Origin of the sequence: Odoribacter sp. N54.MGS-14 (assembly GCF_000980295.1) — a bacterium.
GTDB classification, from domain to species: domain Bacteria; phylum Bacteroidota; class Bacteroidia; order Bacteroidales; family Marinifilaceae; genus Odoribacter; species Odoribacter splanchnicus.
In genome coordinates this window covers 53,989-76,256 of sequence record NZ_LARL01000008.1, presented here as the reverse complement: position 1 = coordinate 76,256, position 22,268 = coordinate 53,989, and the positions used below count along the sequence as shown (strand labels likewise).

The 22,268-nt window shown below is 44.0% G+C and carries 19 protein-coding genes, 1 tRNA gene and 2 pseudogenes; 11 read left to right on the top strand and 11 right to left on the bottom strand.

Features of this window, described 5'->3' with window-relative positions:
• Positions 1–26 precede the first annotated feature (26 nt).
• Both WS42_RS03330 and WS42_RS03325 read right to left on the bottom strand, forming a co-directional pair.
• Positions 27–99: transfer RNA gene (locus tag WS42_RS03330), tRNA-Gly, on the bottom strand.
• Between the two features lie 170 nt (positions 100–269).
• Entirely contained in the window at positions 270–695 is a 426-nt protein-coding gene (locus WS42_RS03325; protein ID WP_229032436.1) for an Hsp20/alpha crystallin family protein, read from the bottom strand.
• A 227-nt stretch (positions 696–922) separates the two neighbouring features.
• Here WS42_RS03325 and WS42_RS03320 point away from each other — a divergent pair, with 227 nt between their 5' ends.
• The 3 genes and pseudogenes from WS42_RS03320 to WS42_RS15790 form a co-directional block, all read left to right on the top strand.
• The gene (locus tag WS42_RS03320) at positions 923–1,456 is read left to right on the top strand and encodes a gamma carbonic anhydrase family protein (protein WP_022159350.1); all 534 of its coding nucleotides are present in this window, start codon (positions 923–925) and stop codon (positions 1,454–1,456) included.
• Between the two features lie 24 nt (positions 1,457–1,480).
• Positions 1,481–2,140 (top strand): ribulose-phosphate 3-epimerase, encoded by a 660-nt coding sequence (gene rpe, locus WS42_RS03315; RefSeq protein WP_022159349.1) that lies wholly within the window; start codon positions 1,481–1,483, stop codon positions 2,138–2,140.
• Between the two features lie 45 nt (positions 2,141–2,185).
• Positions 2,186–2,833: pseudogene (locus tag WS42_RS15790) on the top strand (cell division ATP-binding protein FtsE); the annotation flags it as partial.
• A gap of 546 nt (positions 2,834–3,379) precedes the next feature.
• On the opposite strand, the pseudogene WS42_RS03305 reads toward WS42_RS15790, so the two are convergent.
• From WS42_RS03305 to mazG, 5 genes and pseudogenes are all read right to left on the bottom strand, one after another.
• Positions 3,380–4,046, bottom strand: a pseudogene (locus WS42_RS03305) (acyltransferase family protein); the annotation flags it as partial.
• Position 4,047: 1 nt separating this feature from the next.
• Positions 4,048–4,887, bottom strand: coding sequence for a CvfB family protein (locus WS42_RS03295; RefSeq protein ID WP_046402921.1), 840 nt, complete (start codon positions 4,885–4,887; stop codon positions 4,048–4,050).
• 298 nt (positions 4,888–5,185) lie between these two features.
• Positions 5,186–8,416: an FAD-dependent oxidoreductase gene (locus WS42_RS03285; protein ID WP_022159344.1), complete on the bottom strand. Its 3,231-nt coding sequence runs from the start codon at positions 8,414–8,416 to the stop codon at positions 5,186–5,188.
• Positions 8,417–8,524: 108 nt separating this feature from the next.
• Entirely contained in the window at positions 8,525–8,893 is a 369-nt protein-coding gene (locus tag WS42_RS03280; RefSeq protein ID WP_046402924.1) for a hypothetical protein, read from the bottom strand.
• Positions 8,894–8,903: 10 nt separating this feature from the next.
• Positions 8,904–9,692, bottom strand: a complete 789-nt coding sequence (gene mazG / locus WS42_RS03275) for a nucleoside triphosphate pyrophosphohydrolase (protein ID WP_022160669.1) — start codon at positions 9,690–9,692, stop codon at positions 8,904–8,906.
• 181 nt (positions 9,693–9,873) lie between these two features.
• On the opposite strand from mazG, the gene WS42_RS03270 reads away from it, so the two are divergent.
• Together WS42_RS03270 and WS42_RS03265 are read left to right on the top strand one after the other, a co-directional pair.
• On the top strand, positions 9,874–10,839 hold the full coding sequence (locus WS42_RS03270; protein ID WP_022160670.1) for a PhoH family protein: 966 nt from the start codon (positions 9,874–9,876) through the stop codon (positions 10,837–10,839).
• Between the two features lie 27 nt (positions 10,840–10,866).
• Positions 10,867–11,811 carry a phosphoribosylaminoimidazolesuccinocarboxamide synthase gene (locus WS42_RS03265; RefSeq protein WP_013610588.1) on the top strand — a complete coding sequence of 315 codons (945 nt, stop codon included), beginning with the start codon at positions 10,867–10,869 and terminating at the stop codon, positions 11,809–11,811.
• A 76-nt stretch (positions 11,812–11,887) separates the two neighbouring features.
• Here WS42_RS03265 and cdaA read toward each other — a convergent pair whose 3' ends face one another.
• Positions 11,888–12,673, bottom strand: a complete 786-nt coding sequence (gene cdaA, locus WS42_RS03260) for a diadenylate cyclase CdaA (RefSeq protein WP_013610587.1) — start codon at positions 12,671–12,673, stop codon at positions 11,888–11,890.
• A 121-nt stretch (positions 12,674–12,794) separates the two neighbouring features.
• Here cdaA and lolA1 point away from each other — a divergent pair, with 121 nt between their 5' ends.
• Complete coding sequence (gene lolA1 / locus WS42_RS03255; protein WP_022160673.1) at positions 12,795–13,427, top strand: outer membrane lipoprotein periplasmic chaperone LolA1; 633 nt, start codon at positions 12,795–12,797, stop codon at positions 13,425–13,427.
• A gap of 394 nt (positions 13,428–13,821) precedes the next feature.
• On the opposite strand, the gene WS42_RS03250 is transcribed toward lolA1, so the two are convergent.
• Complete coding sequence (locus WS42_RS03250; RefSeq protein WP_046450737.1) at positions 13,822–15,885, bottom strand: beta-L-arabinofuranosidase domain-containing protein; 2,064 nt, start codon at positions 15,883–15,885, stop codon at positions 13,822–13,824.
• A gap of 232 nt (positions 15,886–16,117) precedes the next feature.
• On the opposite strand from WS42_RS03250, the gene WS42_RS03245 reads away from it, so the two are divergent.
• The 3 genes from WS42_RS03245 to WS42_RS03235 all read left to right on the top strand — a co-directional run bounded on the left by WS42_RS03245 (position 16,118) and on the right by WS42_RS03235 (position 19,431).
• Positions 16,118–17,257, top strand: a complete 1,140-nt coding sequence (locus WS42_RS03245; RefSeq protein ID WP_013610584.1) for an aldose epimerase family protein — start codon at positions 16,118–16,120, stop codon at positions 17,255–17,257.
• 139 nt (positions 17,258–17,396) lie between these two features.
• Positions 17,397–18,380: a family 43 glycosylhydrolase gene (locus WS42_RS03240; protein ID WP_118577152.1), complete on the top strand. Its 984-nt coding sequence runs from the start codon at positions 17,397–17,399 to the stop codon at positions 18,378–18,380.
• Between the two features lie 46 nt (positions 18,381–18,426).
• Positions 18,427–19,431, top strand: a complete 1,005-nt coding sequence (locus tag WS42_RS03235) for a family 43 glycosylhydrolase (RefSeq protein WP_013610582.1) — start codon at positions 18,427–18,429, stop codon at positions 19,429–19,431.
• Between the two features lie 70 nt (positions 19,432–19,501).
• Here WS42_RS03235 and ychF read toward each other — a convergent pair whose 3' ends face one another.
• Positions 19,502–20,602: a redox-regulated ATPase YchF gene (gene ychF, locus WS42_RS03230; RefSeq protein ID WP_013610581.1), complete on the bottom strand. Its 1,101-nt coding sequence runs from the start codon at positions 20,600–20,602 to the stop codon at positions 19,502–19,504.
• A gap of 166 nt (positions 20,603–20,768) precedes the next feature.
• On the opposite strand from ychF, the gene WS42_RS03225 reads away from it, so the two are divergent.
• Both WS42_RS03225 and WS42_RS03220 read left to right on the top strand, forming a co-directional pair.
• On the top strand, positions 20,769–21,158 hold the full coding sequence (locus tag WS42_RS03225) for a cyclic nucleotide-binding domain-containing protein (protein WP_046402928.1): 390 nt from the start codon (positions 20,769–20,771) through the stop codon (positions 21,156–21,158).
• Between the two features lie 105 nt (positions 21,159–21,263).
• Positions 21,264–21,617, top strand: coding sequence for a lipocalin-like domain-containing protein (locus WS42_RS03220; RefSeq protein WP_046402765.1), 354 nt, complete (start codon positions 21,264–21,266; stop codon positions 21,615–21,617).
• Between the two features lie 21 nt (positions 21,618–21,638).
• On the opposite strand, the gene WS42_RS03215 is transcribed toward WS42_RS03220, so the two are convergent.
• The gene (locus WS42_RS03215; RefSeq protein WP_013610578.1) at positions 21,639–22,256 is read right to left on the bottom strand and encodes a DUF5715 family protein; all 618 of its coding nucleotides are present in this window, start codon (positions 22,254–22,256) and stop codon (positions 21,639–21,641) included.
• Positions 22,257–22,268 lie beyond the last annotated feature (12 nt).

Sequence of the window (22,268 nt, the reverse complement as noted above, 5' to 3'; positions counted from 1 at the left end):
GGATAATATCCGGCTTTTAAAAAGTGAGCGAAAAACGGGACTCGAACCCGCGACCCCGACCTTGGCAAGGTCGTGCTCTACCAACTGAGCTATTTTCGCATAATTTCAAACAACTGTTTCGTTTTGACGGTGCAAAGATAAGTGGATTTTATATATTTCTCCAAATATTTTGACAAAAAAAATCAACTATTTTTTCATTTCTCTGATTATCAAGGAGCAAAAATCAGCCGATCCTCGTAAGGACCGGCTGACTACTAAAATCAAACTACCTACTTCACCTCAATTTGTCTGCTCACTTTATCTTTCTGCTCCTTTTTCGGCAAAGTCACTTCCAGGATACCGTCTTTATAGGCAGCCTGCGCCTTTGCAACATCATATCTCTCTTCAGGTAGTTCGAAACTCCGGTGGAAAGAATAAGAAGTAAACTCCCTTCTCAGATATTTATCTCTGTCCTTCTCCTCTTTTTCTTCATTTTTTTCACCGGATATTGTTAAGATTCCATCTTTATAATCCAGGTGGATATCTTCTTTTTTCATTCCCGGAACTCTCAGTTCCAAGGCGAGTTCCTTTTCATCTTCTTTGACATTCAATGCCGGAACACCTCTTCTGTCCTCAAAAGCGGATAATCCGGTATTCAAAAAATCATCCAGAAAATTAGAATAAAACGGTTTGATCTCACTATTTCTTTTTACCATATTCATTGCCTTCCTCCTTTCAATATTTAATTATTTTTCTGATTACACCCTCTTGTACGCCCAATCGATGCAGTCAGTTTCGCCCGATTCATTAAATAATCGAAAATTGAAATTGAAAAACTGAAAATTAGCATATTTTATTGCCGTTTTCCTCATTATTCGTAACTTCGAAGCCCGTAACGATTTAAAAAGTTACATTTCAATTTTAAAATAATTTTGTTTACAATATGGCTATTATAAAGAAATTAAACGGACATACCCCTAAATTCGGGAAAAACTGTTTTTTAGCCGATAATGCAGCTATTATCGGTGATGTAGAAATGGGAAACGATTGCAGTATCTGGTTCGGCGCTGTGCTACGCGGCGATGTACATTCCATCCGGATCGGTAACAAAGTCAATATACAAGACAATGCCACCATCCACGCCACTTATAAAAAATCGCCGACAAACATCGGAAATAATGTCTCTATCGCACACAATGCCGTCATTCACGGGTGTACGATCAAAGACAATGTCCTGATCGGCATGGGGGCCATCGTGCTCGACGATGCTGTGGTTGAAAGCAATACGATCGTGGCGGCAGGCAGTGTAGTCACTAAAGGTACTGTAGTAGAATCAGGCTGGGTATATGCCGGGACACCGGCAAAAAAAATGAAACAATTAGGGGAAGAGTTATTGAAAGGAGAAGTTGAAAGAATTGTGAATGCTTACTCGATGTATGCAAGTTGGTACGAAGATGAAAATCAGGAAGCCGAATAAAATAAACCATAAAAAACAAAGCATATGAGCGTAATAGTTTCTCCTTCGCTTTTAGCCGCCGATTTTATGAACCTGGGTAAAGACGTGGAAATGGTCAATCGGAGTAAAGCCGACTGGATTCATCTCGATATCATGGACGGTGTATTCGTGCCCAATATATCCTATGGTTTACCTGTTGTATCCCAAATCAAGAAAATAGCCCGTAAACCGCTCGATGTTCATTTGATGATCGTACAACCCGAAAGATATGTCGAAGCATTTCACAAAGCCGGAGCCGACATCCTGACTGTTCACCTGGAAGCGTCTACCCATTTGCACCGTACGCTCCAACAAATCAAAGCTTTGGGTATGAAAGCCGGAGTCGCTTTAAATCCCCACACTCCTGTCAGCCTGCTCGAAGACATTATACAGGATATCGATGTGGTGCTGATTATGAGCGTGAATCCCGGCTTCGGAGGGCAATCATTTATCGAACATTCGCTCGAAAAGGTGAAAAAGCTCAAGGCACTCATTCAGGCTACCCATAGCCATACCCTGATCGAAATCGACGGAGGAGTAAATTTCGAAACCGGACGGGAATTGGTTGCTGCCGGCGCAAATGCGTTAGTTGCCGGAAGTTTTGTATTCAAATCCGAAGATCCGGAAGCGACTATTGCAGGATTAAAGAACTTAAAAACGGAGTAGGGCTTAGAACAGCATATTCAAATTTGAACCTAGTATTTCAGTAAAATGGCAGAAAGTATTATTAAAATGGAGGGGGGAGTAATCCGCCAACAAAAAAACACCATACTCAAAAATGTCAATATCGATATCGCAAGCGGTGAATTTGTCTATTTAATCGGTAAAGTAGGCAGTGGGAAAAGTTCCTTCCTGAAAACTTTATATGCAGAATTGCCATTAGAATATGGGAAAGCTGAAGTGGCCGGTTTTCAATTAAAAAAAATCAAAAAGTCACAGATCCCCTTGCTACGCCGGAAATGCGGTATTGTCTTTCAGGATTTCAAATTATTGATCGACCGGAATGTATATGAAAATCTGGAATTCGTCTTGAAAGCTACCGGCTGGAAAAATAAAAAAGCCATCAGGGAACGGATTGAAACCGTACTCACGAAAGTCGGTATGAGTGACAAACAAGCCAAGATGCCCCATCAGCTATCCGGTGGAGAGCAGCAACGTATCGTACTGGCCCGGGCTTTATTGAATGCCCCTCCCCTGATCCTGGCAGACGAACCGACGGGTAACATCGACCCGGAAACCTCCTATCAGTTGGTGGAATTATTAAAAGAAATCTGTGACACCGGTAAAACGATTATCATAGCTACCCACCAATACGACCTGATCGAAAAATTCCCGGGGCGGGTATTCTGTTGTGAACACGGAGAACTTTACGAAAAGACTCCGGCCAAGGCTTGCGAATGTACAGAGGAAGTGCTTCCCTTACCCCCGATAGAAGAGATTATCCCCGATCCTTCTTCCGAAGCCGGAACGATTGCCCCCCCCAATACGGAGAAGATACCTGAAGATACAACAGCGGTAAATAGCGAGCCAGAAACAGCTACGATTGTCGAAGTAACCTCAGAAACGGTCAATCTCACAGAAACGCCCGGACAAGCGGCGACAGAGATCGAAGATAAAACAACAAACGAAGATACCACCGGGGATATCATGACCCTCATCGGCAAACTCGACTACCCCGAAATCACCGCCTTCGACTACGAACTGGAGCATCTGCCCGAAATCAAACCGGAAGATCAAGAAGTCGCAGCCGAAGAAAATGCAGACATCCCGGAAATTCAGGAGGAGCTTCCGGAGAAAAAAAGAAAGAAAAACCTGCCTCCGGCATTAGATGTCGAACTTATCGACTGAACAACCACTCCAGAGATTGTCCCGAAGTGAGATTTCTCACTTTCGGACAATCTTTGTTCAGATTTCTACCTTCTTTTTCAACCACGCTCTTACGGATTCGTCATACAATTTCAGACAGGCATAAGCCATCATCACACAAAACGCTGCAATCAAAATAGTAGAAGGCCATACCGATGTCCAAGGCAAATGTCTCGGTGTTACCCAATTCCAATACAAATAGATAACCGGATAGTGAACAATATAAAGCGGATAAGAAATCTTTCCCATAAAATCACAACCTTTCGAGAACAGATTTCCGGATAACTTTCCGCCTGCTCCAAGCGCTACGATCAAAGGGAAGACAACGATCACACACAGAGCTTCATATAATCCATTCAACCAATAATGGTTTTTACCTCCTAAACGAGGCATAGCCAGAACGATGAAAAGCAATATGCTACACTTTTCAAAAGCATATTTTGTCCGGATCAGGAAGCCGGTCAATCCCCGGAAACATAGCGTCACTCCCGAAAAAGAAAAACACAGCCCCGATAAACATCCCCATCACCACCATCGGCTGCAACCGGATCAGACGACGCAAAAAAAAGGCGCCGATAGTCATCTTATTCCAACGATCGTCGTAAGCATAACCGACCACAAAGCCCGAAAACACAAAGAAAAAATCAACGGCCAAATAACCATGATTGATCACCTGATCCAAGTGACCGGACGAATGAGCTTCGAATTTAATCTTCTGTTTTCAGCCGGACTTCGGAATCGCCGATCTCGATCAGTCTTTGTTTCAGTAAAGTCCCCAAAGCCTTTTTATAATTTTTCTTACTACATCCGAAAACCTTATAGATTTCTTCCGGCTCGCTTTTATCCGAGAGGTCCAGAATACCACCGTAATCTTTCAATTTTTCAAGCACCATACCGGCCAAACCTTCTATTTTTGCATATCCGGGCAATTGCAAGGTCACATCGATTTTCTCGTCTTCCCGCACTTCCTTAATATATCCTTTCATTTTCTGACCGATCTTCAGCGGCTGAAAAATCTCATTATTATAGATCAATCCCCAATGCGTATTATTCACAATCACATTGTATCCCAAATCCGACTTCCGGGCGATCAACACTTCTACTTCCTCGTAAGGTTCGTATTCCGGAAACACCTGATCCAGATACTTATCGATCTTCGTCGAAGCTACAATCCGGTCGGACGCTTTATCCAGATAAACATATACCAAATAGGATTTCCCTTCTATCATCGGATCGCGCTGCTCCCGGAAAGGCACCAGCAGGTCCTTCCGCAATCCCCAATCCAGAAAAGCCCCGACAGGACTAAGAGCTATCACTTTCAGGAAAGCAAATTCGCCGACCATTACATGGGGATGTTCCGTCGTTGCAACAATCCGGTCCTCCGAATCGAAATAAACAAAAGCCTTCACTTCATCATCCGGGAAACAATTGGCCGGGACATATTCTTTCGGCATAAGGATCTCACCGCGTTCTCCCCCATCCAAATAAACTCCAAAATCGACGATTTTAACTACCGTCAAAGTATTAAATCTTCCTATTTCAACCATGGCTAAATCAATTGAACGTTTTACTCCTGCTACCCGCGGCAAATATAAAGAATAAAACTCAGAATAATTTAAATCCCCGTAATGTTAATCTGCAGCTATCCGATATATTTACCGTATATACGAGCAAAACATTCGTAAAAAAATACACCCGACGGCAACACAAACCGAGCGAGAGGAGGAACAAACAGAAAATCCCTACAGGCACCTTCCCGGGGGAAGCTCAGGCCTGGTCGGCCGTTGCTGTAACCATAAAAAAGCGCCCGCAGGGTTTATGAACTTTACAAACCTTACAAACTTTTTATTTAAACGCCTTTTCGGATAATCCGGGCCCGTTCAGTTTCAATTTTTCAAAATATTCCGGTACAGGACGTCCCAACAATTTGTCGACATACATCCGGGCAATATATTGCGAAAGCATAAATCCGTGTCCACGCATTCCGACGAACAGTCCCAATTCAGGATCGACAATATAACGGGGTTCGGTATAATATCCGGCCCATACCGCTTGTATTCCTACGCCGGCCAAATCGGGAATCCATTCGGAGAACATCTCACTGACGATTTCCAGAAAAGCTTTTGTATTCACTTTCAGATTTTTATCGATACGCATAGCGTCGAGTTTCGGCGAAGCACAACCGATAATCTGACCGGTATAAGCAATCTGCTGCCCATAAACCGCAGAAAAACCTTTATAATCTTGCCGGTCGATCAACATATCCAGATTCGTCCCATGTTTACCCAACATCGGTAAACGGCGGGTAATGAAAGCCTGATGGCGTACAGGATACAAGCCGGCATCTATCCCCATGCTATCGCACAATTTACCGGCTCCGCTTCCCAAAGCATTTACAAAATGTTCGGTACGATACTCCACATATTTTTTGTCGTGGGTCTGTACCAATACACTGGTATATTTCCCCTCACGGCAAGCTTCGAGCACCCGGCAATCCTCCATAACCGTCCCTCCGGCAGCTATTCCCAGATTACGTACCAGGTCTACTACTTTTCCGGGAGTCGCCTGCCAGCAATCCTCCGATACCAAGGCCGAAATATATTTTTTAGGATTAGCATTAAAATATGGAGAAATCTCTTCCCGGAACTGCTTCGGAGCGATCATTTCCGCTTTCGACCAGGCTTTGCTGGCTTCCAGTGCTTTATAAGTCTCCTCATCGTGTGCAAAACTGATGTACCGGATAGGTTTGTAATCGATATTGGACAGATATTGTAATTCTTTAAAAATATGATGGTTCTGAGCCGCTATTTCTGCCAGTTCGGGCAAAGAGAAGGCCGTACGTCCACCACCGATATTTCTCCACGACGACCCCCGGTCGGCATTCACCAATACCGGATTCATACCTGCCTCTGCCATATAACGGAACAGCGAGCTTCCGGCGATACCTCCTCCGGCAATCAAAGCACTGACTTCTATCTTCTTGAAGGTATCCCGATTGGCTACCAGATAAGTATCTCCTTTTTTAGCAGGTGTGATCTCGCCCAAAGTCAATTGATTCGACAGCGGAGCCCGGGGAGTGGCATCTCCGACCAATTCGATTCCTCTGCTGCGAAGCGCTGTCCGCAAACGGGGAATACACCGTTTACCACGGCAGGGTCCCATGCCCAGGTGGGTCGTATGTTTGATTTCATCTATCGAAATAAAGGTACGGTCCCCGATCACTTGCAATACTTCTTCCAGTTTTACATCATCACAATGGCAAATATAGGTGGGCCCTGCTGTATCTTCCAACAAAGGTTTCGGCTGTAAAGGTTCCGGGTAATTGTCTTTCACAACGAATCCCCTGACGCGCGTCAGGGCATCCCCTTGTATTGTCAGGGATTTTACCCGGGCTACATTCGTTTTATTCGGCTTATGCAGAATCTTTTCGATCTTTCCTTCTCCCAATATCTCCCCGTTATTATTCACCAGATAGACTTCCGCCCCTTCGTGTGCTTCATATTCAATCGGTAAGAAAAGATTGTCTTTCCGTAAATCATAACCGAAAATAGCCAGTCCGGGACACTGATAAACGCATTCCATACAACCGATACACTTATCGTAATCGATTACCGGCACCGTAGAAGTCGAAGTTTTGGTAATCGCACCATGCGGACAGGCAAAGGAACACGGGTTGCAGGCAAAGCCATACAGGCAATCTGCCTGTACGAATCCCCGGGTCAGCCGTCTGGATTCTTCCGGCAAACGGGGTTCTTCCAGCACTTTCACCGGATGTTGCTGCGAATCGATGTATTCTTTGGACAACAGAAGGTAATCGTCATAATCCAGCCGTACACCCAGTTCCATCATAATCTGCATCGCCGTATGCCGTCCTTTCAGTACCGCACTGGTCCCTTCACCGATCCGGATCGCATCCCCGGCAGCAAAACAACGTCCGCCGAACACCTCTTTTCCTTTGGTGAGCAACTGATTATCCGGAATCAATCCGGTACAAATATTAATGACATCGATTCCTTCGATCACCTTTTCCGTACCCGGAACCGGACGGAAGTTTTCACACCGGGCGATCACCGCACCGACGATGCCATTATGTTCTTTATTCGGGATTGCCTTCAACAGCATATGCGAAGTCAGAATCGGAATAGCCAAACGCCTAACCCGGTTGGCCTGAACCGGAAATCCCCCTTCCCGGGGCATCGCCTCCAGAATAGCCTTGACATGCGCTCCGGCCTGCATCAGCTGATAAGAGGTCAGGTAACCGATATTACCGGCACCGATCGTCAGGACGTTTTTACCCAATAAAGTCAATTCGCTGTTCATCATTTTCTGTACTACAGCGGCAGTATACACCCCCGGTAAGTCATCGTTTTCGAAAGCCGGCATAAACGGTACGGCACCCGTTGCAACAACCAGGTAATCCGCATCGACAAAAAATATCTCTTCGGTCTGTATATTTTTCACGGCCACCCTTTTCCCTTCGAGCAGATCCCAAACCGTAGAATTCAGATAAATACCGTCGGTATTTTCTCCGGCCAATGTCCTGGCTATATCGAATCCACGCATTCCGCCAAAACGTTTTTCTTTTTCGAAAAAGAAAAACTGATGGGTTTGCATAGTAAATTGTCCTCCTGTCTTATCGTTATTATCGATAACGATATTATCCACACCATATTTATTGAATTCTTCCCGAACAGCAAGTCCTGCAGGCCCAGCCCCGATAATCACCACCGTCGTACGCAAAATTTTCTTTTTATCGGCTACCGGTTGTTTTACCTTTCTGGCCATAAAATCTTCGGTCACTTCCCGCACTTCCTTCACCCCATCCACTTTCGTAATACAAATCCGCCGGATTTTTCCATCCACCAACATTTCACAAGCCCCACATTTACCGATACCGCATTCCAGCGAACGTTCCCGCCCGTCCAGACTATGGCTATGCACCGGAAAGCCTGCCCGATGCAATGCTGCAGCTATGGTATACCCCTTCTCTCCTTCTACTTCCTGCCCGTTATATTTAAAGATGACTCTATCCCTTACCGGGACTTCCAACACCGGATGTTTTTTAATTTTTGACATAGTAACTGGTTTTAGATTAATAGCATGGGCAATTTAAAAGAAAAGAATAAAAAAAAAGCTGACTTTCGTCAACTTTCCTGAATTTTGTATACCGGTATGACAGGCATTTCAAATTTCCATGGGCAAACTAGTAGCTACTTTTTCAAACTCAAAATATCCTTCCACCCCTTGTCCGTCTTTACTTACTCCTTTAATCGTATTGTCATCGACCAATAGCCCGAACCAATGATCCAACTGATAGGTTATCGGAAACTCCGAATGAATGATGTCGAACTCGATGGCTTCCAGTCGCACTTTACGTCCTTCCAGTTCTCCTTTTAAAAACTCTTGTATCATATAAGAACTCTCTCCTTCGACTTTATCCGTAAACACGATCCTGCCGGCCAGCGTTTGTCCTTTCTGTTTCAGGTAAAGCTCACCTTCAGCGACACCGTAGCCGTAATTTTCGATATATCTCCATTTCCCTGTCAAATCCATCTTTTACCCCCTATTTCTGTTCTCTCCCTTTTGCTTCCTGCCAATAAACCTCCATCTCTTCCAGGCTCATATCCGATAAATTTTTTCCTGTCTCTTTCGCTTTATCTTCCACATAACCGAAACGGCGGATAAATTTCCGGTTTGTCTTTTCCAATGCATTCTCGGGATTAATACCGTATAAGCGGGCTACATTGATAATCGAAAACAAAAAATCCCCGAATTCCTGCTCCATCTTTTCCTGGTCGGCTTTCGCTATTTCTGTCTCGAACTCTTGCAGTTCCTCTTTTACTTTGGTCCATACCTCCTCCTTTTGTTTCCAGTCGAACCCGGCTCCCCGCGCTTTGTCCTGTATACGATAAGCCTTTACCAAAGCCGGCAATGACACGGGAACCCCTTCCAATACCCGGTGTTTCCGCCCTTTTTCCTTCAATTTCAACTGCTCCCAATTTTGCAATACCTCTTCAGCACTATCCACTTTCACCTCGCCATAAATATGAGGATGCCGGTATTTCAATTTCTCACAGATACTATTCAGCACATCGGTGATGTCGAAAGCTTCTTTTTCACTGCCTATCTGGGCATAAAATACGATATGCATCAACAAATCCCCCAATTCTTTCTTCACTTCGGCCATGTCTCCTGCCAGAATAGCATCTCCCAATTCATACACCTCTTCGATCGACAAAGCCCTCAACGATTCCATCGTCTGTTTTCTATCCCAGGGACACTCGACGCGAAGTGTTGCGATCACTTCCAGTAATTCGGCAAAAGCCTCTTTTTTCTTTTCCAGATCTTCCATAAATAACTAGTCAAAGAGGTTATCTCTACCTCCTTCCGGGACAGCTTACCCGACAGCCTCATGCATTTCTCACCAATTCGTGGCTGCAAAAATAACGTATTTTTGTGATTAAAAAAAATCGGTATCTGCCCTCACATATCATAAAAAAGGTAGTACCTTTGTTATATTTATTGAAGATTGCATGATTGAGAAAAGAATAAGTATAGGGAATATAGATCCCATTGATTTCTACGGAGTTAACAATTCAAAATTCAATCTATTAAAAGAGTATTTTCCCAAACTGAAGATCACAGCCCGGGGAGATGAAATTATTATCCAGGGAGAAATCAACGATATAGAAATTTTAAATACTAAAATCATTGCTTTACTCGAGCACTACCACCGTTATAATATGCTCACGGTAGCGAATCTGAAACGGATCATCCTGGAAGATCATGTTGTCGCCGATCCGGAAGATACCGAATCGGTGATTTTATACGGGAATGCCGGTAAAGCGATCCGTGCCCGTACCTCCAATCAGCGTAAACTGGTAGAACTGGCCAAAACCAATGATTTATTGTTCGCTACCGGTCCTGCCGGTTCGGGTAAAACCTATACAGCGATCGCCCTGGCTGTAAGGGCTTTGCGTAATCGTGAAGTGAAACGGATCGTGTTAAGCCGTCCGGCTGTCGAGGCCGGTGAAAACCTGGGATTCCTGCCCGGAGATATGAAAGAAAAGGTAGATCCTTATCTTCAGCCTCTATACGACGCCCTGTCGGACATGATTCCGCCCAAAAAGCTGGAAGAATATCTGGAATCCGAAATTATCCAAATAGCTCCGCTGGCTTATATGAGAGGACGCACGTTAAACGACTCTTTCGTAATCCTCGACGAAGCCCAGAATACGACCCGCAATCAGTTGAAAATGTTTTTAACCCGAATGGGGATCAGTGCAAAATTTGTAATCACCGGTGATATGAGTCAGATCGACTTACCCCGGCGTGGAGATTCGGGCCTCATTCATGCTTTCAAAATCCTGAAAGACATCAAGGGCATCGCTTTCGTGGAATTTAATTCCGACGATATCGTACGTCACCGGCTGGTGAAGGATATTGTAAAAGCTTACAATGAAGAGCAGGAAGAACGGCAAGGAAAGAATGAAGAATAAATAGATTAAATTTTTAATATAATTTCTATGGATGCTATTGTAAAAACAGATTTCTGTTTCCCGGGACAAAAAAGTGTGTACAAAGGGAAAGTGCGTGACGTATATGATATCAATGATGAATATCTGGTCATGGTGGTTTCAGACCGAATTTCGGCCTTCGACGTCATATTGCCGGAAGGAGTGCCTTACAAAGGGCAGGTATTGAATCAAATCGCATCTAAATTCCTGGATGCAACCGCAGATATCGTTCCGAACTGGAAAATAGCCACACCGGACCCGATGGTTACTGTCGGACATAAATGCGAACCGTTCAAAGTAGAAATGGTGATCCGGGGTTACCTGACCGGAAGTTCCTGGCGGGCTTATAAATCCGGAGAACGTACCCTTTGCGGTCTGCCCTTACCCGAAGGAATGAGAGAAAATCAAAAATTCGACTCTCCTCTGATCACTCCCACGACAAAAGCCGATGAAGGTCATGACGAAAATATTTCCAAAGAAGAAATCATCGCTCAAGGCTTAGTTAGCCGCGAAGATTACGAGCTGATGGAAAAATACACCTATGCCTTATTCCAACGCGGGACAGAAATTGCAGCCGAGAAAGGATTGATTTTGGTAGATACCAAATATGAATTCGGAAAGAAAAACGGTCGGATTTACCTGATCGACGAAATCCATACACCGGATTCTTCCCGTTATTTCTATGCAGAAGGGTATGAAGAACGTTTCGCCAAAGGTGAAAAACAAAAACAATTATCCAAAGAATTCGTTCGTGAATGGTTGATGGATAACGGCTTTCAGGGACAAGCCGGACAAAAAGTACCGGAAATGACTCCCGCAGTAGTTGCCGGAATTACCGATCGTTACATCGAATTATATGAACACATCACAGGCCAGAAATTCGTAAAAGCCGATTCTACCCATGTGCTGAAACGAATCGAAGACAATGTCAACGCTTGTCTGAAAACTTTATAAACCAACCGCTTACCGTCAAAACAGGGGTTCTGCATGCAGGACCCCTGTTTTACTACCACCGGCCGGGCAAATCACATTATTTCACCACAAAGCCGGAGAAATCGTTGCTCAAAAATTTTTTCAATTCCTCGGGACTCACTTTTACTTTAAAACTTCCGTCTTTAAAGAAAGTGATATTTCCGGTTTCTTCGCTCACGACAACCACATAAGCATCGCTCACCCCACTGAGTCCCAAAGCAGCCCGATGCCGCAATCCCATACTTCCGGGAATATCCCGGCGATCGGAGACCGGAAGAATACAACGGGCGGCTAAAATCTTATTTTCATTGATGATAACGGCTCCATCGTGTAAAGGCGTATTCTTGAAAAAAATATTTTCAATCAATTCATCGGTCACCTTCGCTTTCATCATGACCCCTGTCTGGGCATAATTGTACAATTCGGTATTTTGCTGAAAAACAATCAAAGCCCCCGTCTTCGAAGCCGAAAAATTCACACAGGCCTCGACGATAGCATCCGATACATCTTCCTTGATCACAGGCTTGGCAAACAATTTCTCCAGATTGAAAATATTCTGCAAATTATATTTACTACCCACCAGCAATAAAAACCGGCGGACTTCCTGTTGAAAAACGATCAGCAGGGCGATCATTCCCATACCGAAAAACTGCCCCATAATGGAGGTGATCAGCTCCATATTCAACGCCCTCACCAACAACCAGGCCACATAAAACGTAAAAATTCCGGCAAAGATATTAATCGCTACCGTCCCCTTCACCAAACGATAAATCTGATAAAAAATAAAAGCAACGATCAGAATATCCAGTATATCGAAAAAGCCGAGCTTGATAAATAACAACATAGGTCCTTAAACTTATTTCACCATACAAATCTAAATAAAATTTCAGAATATACGGTACATTCTGTATCTTTGCCGTAATGAAATTACAAAATAGGATCAGAACACATTAAAACTTTTTATTATGCGATATTTTATGACTCTTCTATTTGTGCTCCTCGCTTATGCAGTATTTGCACAAAACGACCCGAAAGCAAAAGAAATATTGGATAAAGCAGCTGCAAAATTCAAAGCTTACCCGGCAGCAGAAATCGACTTTACCCTAACGATGGAAAACCCCAGCGAAAATATCCATGAAATGCACGAAGGAAAAGCCTGGATGAAGGGAAATCTTTATAAACTCAACGTGATGGACGTTGAAAACTATTACGACGGGAAAAATATCTATACCTATATGCCGGAAGTACAGGAAGTCAACATCAAAAATCCCAATGAAGAAGAAGAAGAGATGTTGAATCCGACGACACTTTTCGATATCCACAACCAAGGATTCGACCAAAAACTGGTCAGCACGGGCAACGACATAACCTACATCGAACTTTTTCCTACAGATAAAAGCCGTAACTTTACAAAAATCGGTATCTGGGTAAATCCGGCCACTTCATCGATACAAAAAGTAACCTCTTTCGGCAAAGACGGAAACAATGTCCTGATCACAATTAAATCCATCAAACAAAGTTCACCCGTACCTGCCGATTCATTCTTTAAATTCGACCCGGCTAAACATCCGGAAGTAGAAGTTATCGATCTCAGATAAAAATTTTATCCCATATAAATTACAGTATTTACATATTATTTATACCTATAAATTTAGACTTATTTTTTCTATACCGTTCCGATTCTGAACTGCCCCCCCCCGAAAAGTTGGACAGATTACATTAACCTATTATAGAATCACGGGGACGGGGCAATTGTGCGAAATTTTCGCACAATTGCCCCGTCCCCGTGATTGGTCCGAAGAATAGCAAGCAAAACCATCCTCCAGTCCCGTACATATAATAATGTCCGTCGGAAGCCAACAAAAAAACATAAGAATCTCCTAAGGCTATATCCAAAGGATTCCGAAAAACAGTCTTCTATCCGCTTTTACATGAGGACAGGAGAATCCAATTACTATAATATACCATCCAAATCTCACCTTGCAGGCTCTATTATTCGGATACGGCAGGGAAAGCAGAAATCCGCAAACGGGCAGCTCCCATCGGTATCAAGGTTATATTTTCAATCTGCGGGGATTTCGGTGCATCTGTTTCAGGCAACACAGCACACAATCCATACTTATCGATCTTCCACGAAGGAATCCGGCGGCCCTGTGCTTTCACTTCCAAGGGGACATTACCGGGAGTAAACGGGAAATTATCCGACGGCCAGGATTTTTTCACCACTTCAAACCCTTCCAGCGGGTCCTTTTCGCCTAATACCAATGCATAATTCCAGGCAGTTGTCGGATGGATCTCATAAGAAGGCCAATTTTCAGCATCTGCCCCCTTTTGCCATTTCGAATCCCCGATAGCCGTCTCACGGCTGTCTCTCCGGATAAATTCCTCACCGATTTTCAGCGATAAAGTCAGAGGACCGTAATTCACACTGACGCTATTTTTATTTACCTGCCAGGTACGCATAGTCAGGTGCATCGGTAATACCAGTTCTACCCGGTCACCGTTTTTCCAAGTCCGTTCGATACGGAAATACTCTCCGGCAACAGGAGAGACTTTCATCCGTTTGCCATTCACTTTTACCTGTGCCTTCCTGGTCCAGGAGGGAATCCGCAGATAAAACGGGAAATTCACATTTTCTTTCGTATCCACCGTAAAAGCAATGGTTTCTTCGAACGGATAGTGAGTGGTTTCTTTCAAAACGATCTCTTTACCATTCCCCACTTTAGCTTTAACCTGACAAGCTCCGTAAAGAGCGGCCACCAGACCGTTATCCGGAGTAGCCATCACCAAATGTTCGGTATAATAAGGCCATCCCTGTGCGTGATTATGCTGGCAACACCGGCTGCTAAAAGGATTCATCGCCAGGAAAGGCCCTCCGTTATCAATCCCGGGATTATGATTTTGAGCATCACTCAACACCTGATTGGGGGAAGTTATATAACGCAAAGCCCTGAAATCAGGCATCACCGCTGCGGGATAAGAATTGAAGGCCACGTTCTCACACTGTTCTGCCCACATCGGATCGCCAGTGATACGCATCATCAATTCGTCGGAAGCCATTTCTTCGACAAACCCACAGGTTTCAGTACCTTGCCGGGGATCGATACATCCCATCCGGGCATTTTCATCAGCCCCGAACATACCACCCGGCACTTGCCCGAAGCAACGGCGAATCAAAGCATGTACATTATAGCTGGCAGCCAAATGGGCCGAATCACCCGACAGCATATAATAAGTGGCCGGTTCACGGAAACACTGTGCTACATTCACATTATGCCAGTTGGGTAAACGACTGTCCATTGTCCAATCGGCCGTACAACGGTGAATCTTCTCCGCCAGTTCCAATAAAAATGAATCACCGGTAATATTATACAACCAATATACACTCCAAAGGTTATCACCTCCCCGGCTATTTTCCCAATAATCCCTCAGGAATTTACTGTCATCGACCGTCAACTGCCATTTGAAATAATTGGTCATCAAATCGATCACCCGTTGATCGCCGGAATATTCATAATAAGACTGCATACACCACAACATAATCATGTTAGCCCACAATTCCCGGCGGCCATCCCGTTCGTTTACCGGTCCGAAATACCCGTCCGGTTGTACACTTTTGAAAACCCCTTCCAGCCAAACTTTTGTTTCGGCAATCATTTTAGGATCGTTCAGGATATAGGCCAGATTACCGTACCCCTTCAACCAATAGGGCACCTCTTCCCAACCGTGTTGTCCGCCAGCAGTCAGCCAAGCATTATCGTTTTTTTCCAGCCAAGCACTGATTTCTCCCAAATGTCCGGTCAGCCCGTCTCTCTGCAATTCCAGGTATTTTCTCAGCCATCCTTCGGGTTGAATACTCCCTACAGGTAATTTAATAAACTGTAAAGGCTTCAAAGGGGCTCGGCTAGCGGTATAATTCACATTGGCCACCTTGGTCGAAGGACGTCCTACTACAGCAATATGCTCTTCGTCAGCCGAACGAAAACCGGTGAATAAAATACCTGTTACCAATAAAGTACCTGCACAAACCGACAACGATTTTGTGAATAAAGTCATCATATCATATTTTAGGTTAAAAATTTCTATAGCGTAAAAATAGTTCTAAAATGAGACAAAAGGTAAAAGAATCTAACCATTAAATGTCAATATCAGGTAAAAATCAGGTCCGGAATCAGGCTTCAAACGTTTGGTTTGATCTGAAAATACCATTTTATGACATAATTTTATTAGTATCCTATCCGGATTATTTCTTACTTTGTAACAAAATTACACACTAAATACTTTATATATGAAAAAAAGATTACTCATCGTATGCTGTGCATTATGCTCTCTGATGGCTTGTAACAGCAAGACCGATACGGGCACGACCTTATCCGGATTAAAGAAAGCAGATTTCGACACGACGGTTTCCGGAAAAAAAGTCGCTTTATACGAACTGAAAAACAAAAATGGTGTAGAGGTAGCGATCACGAACTACGGAGGTCGTATCGTTTCTATTTGGGTACCCGACCGGAACGGCAAGTTCGGTGACATCATGCTGGCCCACAGTTCTATCGCCGATTATATCGCCGACCAAGGTGGTAATTTCGGAGCTCTGATCGGACGCTATGGTAACCGGATCAATCAGGGACGTTTCATCCTGGACGGCCAGGAATACCAATTGCCTCAAAATAATTACGGTCACTGCTTACACGGAGGCGACACCGGATTTCATCACCGGATTTGGGATGCAACCCAACCCAATGCCCAGACATTAGTCCTGAGCTGTGTTTCTCCCGACGGAGAAGCCGGTTTTCCGGGAACGCTGAAAACAACGGTTACTTACAGCTTGTCCGACGACAATGCTCTTCAGATCAACTATGAAGCAGAAACCGACAAACCGACGATCGTCAATCTGACCAATCATGCTTATTTCAACCTATCAGGAGATGGCAAAACCACCATTCTGGATCATCAGTTGACGCTGAATGCCGATTATTATACTCCGGTGGACAGTACGTTTATGACTACCGGCGAAATCGCACCGGTCGAAGGTACTCCGATGGATTTCCGGACAGCAACCGCAATCGGTGCCAGAATCGATAATTACGATTTCGAACAATTGAAAAACGGTCACGGCTACGACCACAACTACGTTTTGAACACCCAAGGCGACATCAGCCAAGTTGCAGCTAAAGTGTACGACCCCAAAAGCGGACGTACTCTGGAAGTATATACCAACGAACCGGGTATTCAATTTTATGCCGGCAATTTCCTCGACGGGACTGTAAAAGGTAAACACGGTATTTACTATCCCTTACGTTCTGCTCTTTGCCTGGAAACACAACACTATCCCGATTCCCCCAACAAAGCCGACTGGCCTTCGGTTGTCGTACGTCCGGGAGAAAAATATCATAGCACCTGTATTTATAAATTCGGTGCAGAATAACCGATAGCTCCTGTTAGTATGACAAGGAGATACCCAAGCAATTTATAAAGTTAAAACGGTGACAACAGTAAAAACGGTAACAAAGGTTGCAAACTGGACTGTCACCGTTTTCTTTTTGATTATTATGACTTCAATATTTATGAAAATAAGCTTCATCTTCATACTTCTCCTCTTCTGTTCTCTCCATAGTTATGGAACAACACCTAAAATTAAAGTTTACTGTAATCCGGTTCTGGCTAAGTCGACTCCGGATCCTACTGTGATTCAAGCTCCCGACAGAATGTTTTATTTATACGCCACCGAGGATATTCACAATATACCGATTTATAAATCTCCCGATCTGGTTAACTGGACTTTTGTCGGAACTGCTTTCACCGATGCGACACGTCCGACTTTCGAACCCAAAGCCGGTTTGTGGGCGCCGGATATCAATCACATCGATGGGAAATACGTGCTATACTATGCGATGTCCCGCTGGGGAGGAGAACATACTTGCGGTATCGGATGCGCCGTTGCCGACTCGCCGGCAGGACCATTTACGGACCAGGGAAAACTCTTCAGGAGTAATGAAATCGGAGTTCAAAACTCTATCGATCCCTTTTATATCGAAGAAAACGGAGAAAAATACCTGTTTTGGGGAAGTTTCCGGGGTATTTATTATATCGAATTAAGCGAAGATGGACTTCATATCCGTCCCGGTGCAAAACCGACGCAGATAGCAGGAACGGCCTACGAAGCCGTATATGTCCATAAAAAAGGCAAGTATTACTATCTGTTCGCTTCCATCGGTTCATGTTGTCAGGGAGAAAAAAGTACCTACACCACGGTCGTCGGCAGGTCGGAAAGCCTGTTCGGCCCTTACATGGACAAAAACGGCAATTCCATGCTCGACAACCACCACGAGGTGGTCATTCATCCCAATGCTAGTTTTGCCGGTACGGGGCACAACGCCGAAATCATGACCGATAAAAAAGGAGACGACTGGATTTTATATCATGCTTATATCCGGGATAAGGCCAAACAAGGGCGGGTAGTGATGCTCGACCGGATACACTGGAAAAAGGGTTGGCCTTACGTGGAAGGAAATATGCCGTCGAATGAAGCCCAGGCTCCCAAATTCTAAATGTATCCTTGTAAAGCTTTTGTACTAATCTAATCACTCTACAGCCATGAAAATTTTATTTTTCATTCTATTCCTGCTTTACACCATGAGTTTGTGGGGACAACACCAAGCTCCGGCTCCCCTATTCCGGGATCCGATTACCGATGGAGCTGCCGACCCGGTACTTATCTGGAACCGGACTGAAAAAAACTGGTGGATGCTTTACACGCAACGCCGGGCAAATTCCGAAACCGCAGACGTCGCCTATTGTTATGGGAATCAGATCGGTATAGCCTCTTCCGACGACCATGGTCAAAGTTGGGTTTACCGGGGCACTCTCGACCTGGATATCGAACCGGGACACAACACATTCTGGGCACCGGATGTCGTGTATCACAACGGTAAATACCATATGTTCGTATCTTATATTCAAGGCGTACGCAATCATTGGAGCGGGAATGCCTGTATCGCCCACTACACTAGTAAAAATTTATGGGACTGGAAATATGCAGGAAAACCACAGATCAACTCCAATATCATCGATCCTACCTTATACCGGACTCCCGACGGTACTTGGAAAATGTGGTACAAAGACCAGAACCGCGGCTCTGTGACAATGATGGCCGAAAGTAAAAATCTAAAAAAATGGATTACCCACGATCAGCCGGCAATTGGAGGGAATGCCCATGAAGGCCCCAAAGTATTCCGTTTCGGCAATTATTACTGGATGATCACCGATGAATGGCAAGGTTTGCGGGTATACCGTTCCACCGACTTAAATACCTGGGAAAAACAAGGATTGCTCCTGGATAAACCAGGCAAGCGTTTCCAGGATACTCCTCAGGGAGCACATGCCGACGTCGTTGTGGCCGGAGATAAAGCTTATATATTCTACTTCACACACCCGGGACGTAAATCACATACCGAAACCCGAAATGATGAATCAGGCAACCTACCGTATCAATACCGGAGAAGTTGTATTCAAGTAGCTCCCTTGACCATCCAGGACGGCCTTCTAATCTGTGACCGCAATAGCGATTTCGACTTCTATCTACCTAACGAAGAAGACTGATGAAAAATCGATCACGGGGACGGGGCAATTGTGCGAAATTTTCGCACAATTGCCCCGTCCCCGTGATCGATTATACATTAAATCTAAAATTCATCATATCTCCATCCTGCACCACATAATCTTTCCCTTCTACCGACATTTTGCCGGCTTCTTTGCATTTCGTTTCGGAACCGTATGCAATGAAATCATCGTATTTGATCACTTCGGCCCGGATAAACCCTTTTTCGAAATCGGTATGGATAATACCGGCCGTCTGAGGTGCTTTCATACCTTTACGGAAAGTCCATGCCCTCACTTCTTTCGGGCCAGCAGTAAAATAGGTCTGAAGATTCAATAAATGATAAGCCGTACGAATCAGCTTGTTGACTCCGGCTTCCTTTAGTCCCAAATCTTCCAGAAACAATTGTTTCTCTTCGTAGGTCTCCAGTTCTGCAATATCAGCCTCAATGCCTGCCCCGATAATCAATACTTCGGCTTTTTCATTTTTCACCGCTTCACGAACAGCATCTACATATTTATTTCCCTTCACAACCGAGGCTTCGTCGACATTGCAAACATACAATACGGGTTTATTAGTCAATAATTGCAGGTCTTTGGCCGCTTCCTGTTGTAAATCGTCCAATACGACGGTACGGGCAGACAATCCTTTCTCCAAGGCAGCTTTATACAGATGAAGTACTTCAACTAAGCGTTTAGCGACCGGATCCCCACCTGTCATAGCTCTTTTCTCCTCTTTCTGTAAGCGATTATCTACTGTTTCCAAATCTTTCAACTGCAATTCAGTATCGATAATTTCCTTATCCCTCACCGGATCTACACTACCGTCCACATGTACGATATTATCGTCATCGAAACAACGTAACACATGAATAATAGCATCCGTCTCACGGATGTTAGAGAGAAACTTATTACCCAATCCTTCGCCCTTACTGGCTCCTTTCACCAGGCCGGCAATATCGACAATTTCAACCACAGCAGGAACCACATTCTGCGGATTCACCAACTCGACCAGTTTATTCAACCGTTCATCGGGAACAGTGATCACCCCGACATTGGGCTCTATCGTACAAAAAGGGAAATTGGCGGATTGCGCCTTCGCATTACTCAAACAATTAAACAAGGTAGACTTTCCAACATTCGGCAGTCCGACAATACCACATTGTAAACCCATAATATATTTTATTTTTATAATTACCTATGATTCCTTCCCTTCCGGGCGTGCAAAGATAATCAATTTTGAAAGATAATTCAATATTAAAATGTGAGGCTTTATTTGTATCTTCGTCCGGGGAAGCTTCAAATTTCTCCGCCATGACGCTAAAGGTGCAGAACACATTATGGCTTTTGCTTTCGAGAAAGAAATTATATCCTCCTACCTGCCTTCCCGAAAGGGTTGTGACGCTTTATTGGATGTAAAAGCTTTAGAAGATTCTGTCGTTATCCAGGCCCCTCTGGAAACCTTACGTCCTTTTCTTCAAATATCGGTCGACGGTGAAATTTATGTACGTGCATTCGTCGAATCGTTGGCCTTCGACTTTCTCAAAAAAATAATTTCCCTGCATTGTGATACCCCCGAGGAACGTTATCTCCAATTACAAAAAAGAGTTCCCGATATTTTGAACAGGGTTAATCTCAAAGAAATTGCTTCTTACCTCAGAATCACTCCCGAGACATTAAGCCGGATCAGAACCCGTATTCTCTACGAATCCAGAAAAAATCTTGATTAAAATCAAGATTTTTTCTCTTTCTCCAAGACAAGTTCGTCATTTCACCTATAGAATTTTATTTTTGCTATCTCCTTAAAAACAAACAACTATAAAATAAAATGTGATATGAAAAATTTTACTTTAATCGCTTGTCTGACTTTAGGCCTGATATCCTGTTCCAATACAGGTTACGAGAAAAAAATACTAGGTTCCTGGTGTGAACCCATCCCCGGCAGAGCCCAGGATGTACAAGGAATAAAATTTCAGAAAGACGGAAAAGCCAGTTCGATCAATATGGCCACTCTTCAATACAAAAGCTGGAAGATAAACGGAAAAACACTCATTCTGGAAGGAGAAAGTACCGGCAACCGTCAAACCTTACATTTTTCAGACACCCTGAATATCATACAGCTCGACAAAGACCAGTTGATTTTAAAGAAAGGAGTTGGTTACCAAATTCATTACAAAAGGTACAACTAAGAATGAAGCGCACCTGTTCACTTAACGAACAGTGATGTGAAAGCACCCTTGTTTGAATTCGTAACGGACATAACATTTCTTTTGCTTGCGCAAATCTTGCAAAACCTCTGCCAACACAGACTTTAATTTATCGGTTTCTTCTTTTTCGGCTCCTTTGTAACGGGCATATGCAACATCGAAAGTAGTTCCATAAACATGAGCTGAGTTGGCACTGGCATTCACATTTTTCTTCCGCAACTTTTTCACATTCCCGGTTGTTCTCAACACACTGGTCACGATGATCTTACGGGAAGAGAGGCCTTTACTGGAAAGGGAATCCTGAAAATTCCGGCCAATCGTCTTCAATAATTTCTCTGCCCGGGGAACCAAATAAGGGATAGAATGGGTCAATTCATCTACCTGATAATAACGACAGGAGCCGATTTTATCCAACTTTCCCATTTGCTCTTCCAACAATTCGTCAGAAGTAACCGGTTGTATCCCCCATTGTCGGGCAGCCTTCAGATGCTTATCGTTCAAATCGTTAAATGTACGTTGATAATTCCGGAAATATCGGAATTCTCCTTGTTTTTTCTTTCCACCACAACCACACGTTAAAAATATCAGCAAACCGATGAAAATATACTTCAATATCTGCATATCTGTTGTCCT

Coding starts and splice junctions, on each gene's coding strand:
- WS42_RS03325 (WP_229032436.1), bottom strand. CDS start 695: ATGGTAAAAAGAAATAGTGAGATCAAACCGTTTTATTCTAATTTTCTG.
- WS42_RS03320 (WP_022159350.1), top strand. CDS start 923: ATGGCTATTATAAAGAAATTAAACGGACATACCCCTAAATTCGGGAAA.
- rpe (WP_022159349.1), top strand. CDS start 1,481: ATGAGCGTAATAGTTTCTCCTTCGCTTTTAGCCGCCGATTTTATGAAC.
- WS42_RS03295 (WP_046402921.1), bottom strand. CDS start 4,887: ATGGTTGAAATAGGAAGATTTAATACTTTGACGGTAGTTAAAATCGTC.
- WS42_RS03285 (WP_022159344.1), bottom strand. CDS start 8,416: ATGTCAAAAATTAAAAAACATCCGGTGTTGGAAGTCCCGGTAAGGGAT.
- WS42_RS03280 (WP_046402924.1), bottom strand. CDS start 8,893: ATGGATTTGACAGGGAAATGGAGATATATCGAAAATTACGGCTACGGT.
- mazG (WP_022160669.1), bottom strand. CDS start 9,692: ATGGAAGATCTGGAAAAGAAAAAAGAGGCTTTTGCCGAATTACTGGAA.
- WS42_RS03270 (WP_022160670.1), top strand. CDS start 9,874: ATGATTGAGAAAAGAATAAGTATAGGGAATATAGATCCCATTGATTTC.
- WS42_RS03265 (WP_013610588.1), top strand. CDS start 10,867: ATGGATGCTATTGTAAAAACAGATTTCTGTTTCCCGGGACAAAAAAGT.
- cdaA (WP_013610587.1), bottom strand. CDS start 12,673: ATGTTGTTATTTATCAAGCTCGGCTTTTTCGATATACTGGATATTCTG.
- lolA1 (WP_022160673.1), top strand. CDS start 12,795: ATGCGATATTTTATGACTCTTCTATTTGTGCTCCTCGCTTATGCAGTA.
- WS42_RS03250 (WP_046450737.1), bottom strand. CDS start 15,885: ATGACTTTATTCACAAAATCGTTGTCGGTTTGTGCAGGTACTTTATTG.
- WS42_RS03245 (WP_013610584.1), top strand. CDS start 16,118: ATGAAAAAAAGATTACTCATCGTATGCTGTGCATTATGCTCTCTGATG.
- WS42_RS03240 (WP_118577152.1), top strand. CDS start 17,397: ATGAAAATAAGCTTCATCTTCATACTTCTCCTCTTCTGTTCTCTCCAT.
- WS42_RS03235 (WP_013610582.1), top strand. CDS start 18,427: ATGAAAATTTTATTTTTCATTCTATTCCTGCTTTACACCATGAGTTTG.
- ychF (WP_013610581.1), bottom strand. CDS start 20,602: ATGGGTTTACAATGTGGTATTGTCGGACTGCCGAATGTTGGAAAGTCT.
- WS42_RS03225 (WP_046402928.1), top strand. CDS start 20,769: ATGGCTTTTGCTTTCGAGAAAGAAATTATATCCTCCTACCTGCCTTCC.
- WS42_RS03220 (WP_046402765.1), top strand. CDS start 21,264: ATGAAAAATTTTACTTTAATCGCTTGTCTGACTTTAGGCCTGATATCC.
- WS42_RS03215 (WP_013610578.1), bottom strand. CDS start 22,256: ATGCAGATATTGAAGTATATTTTCATCGGTTTGCTGATATTTTTAACG.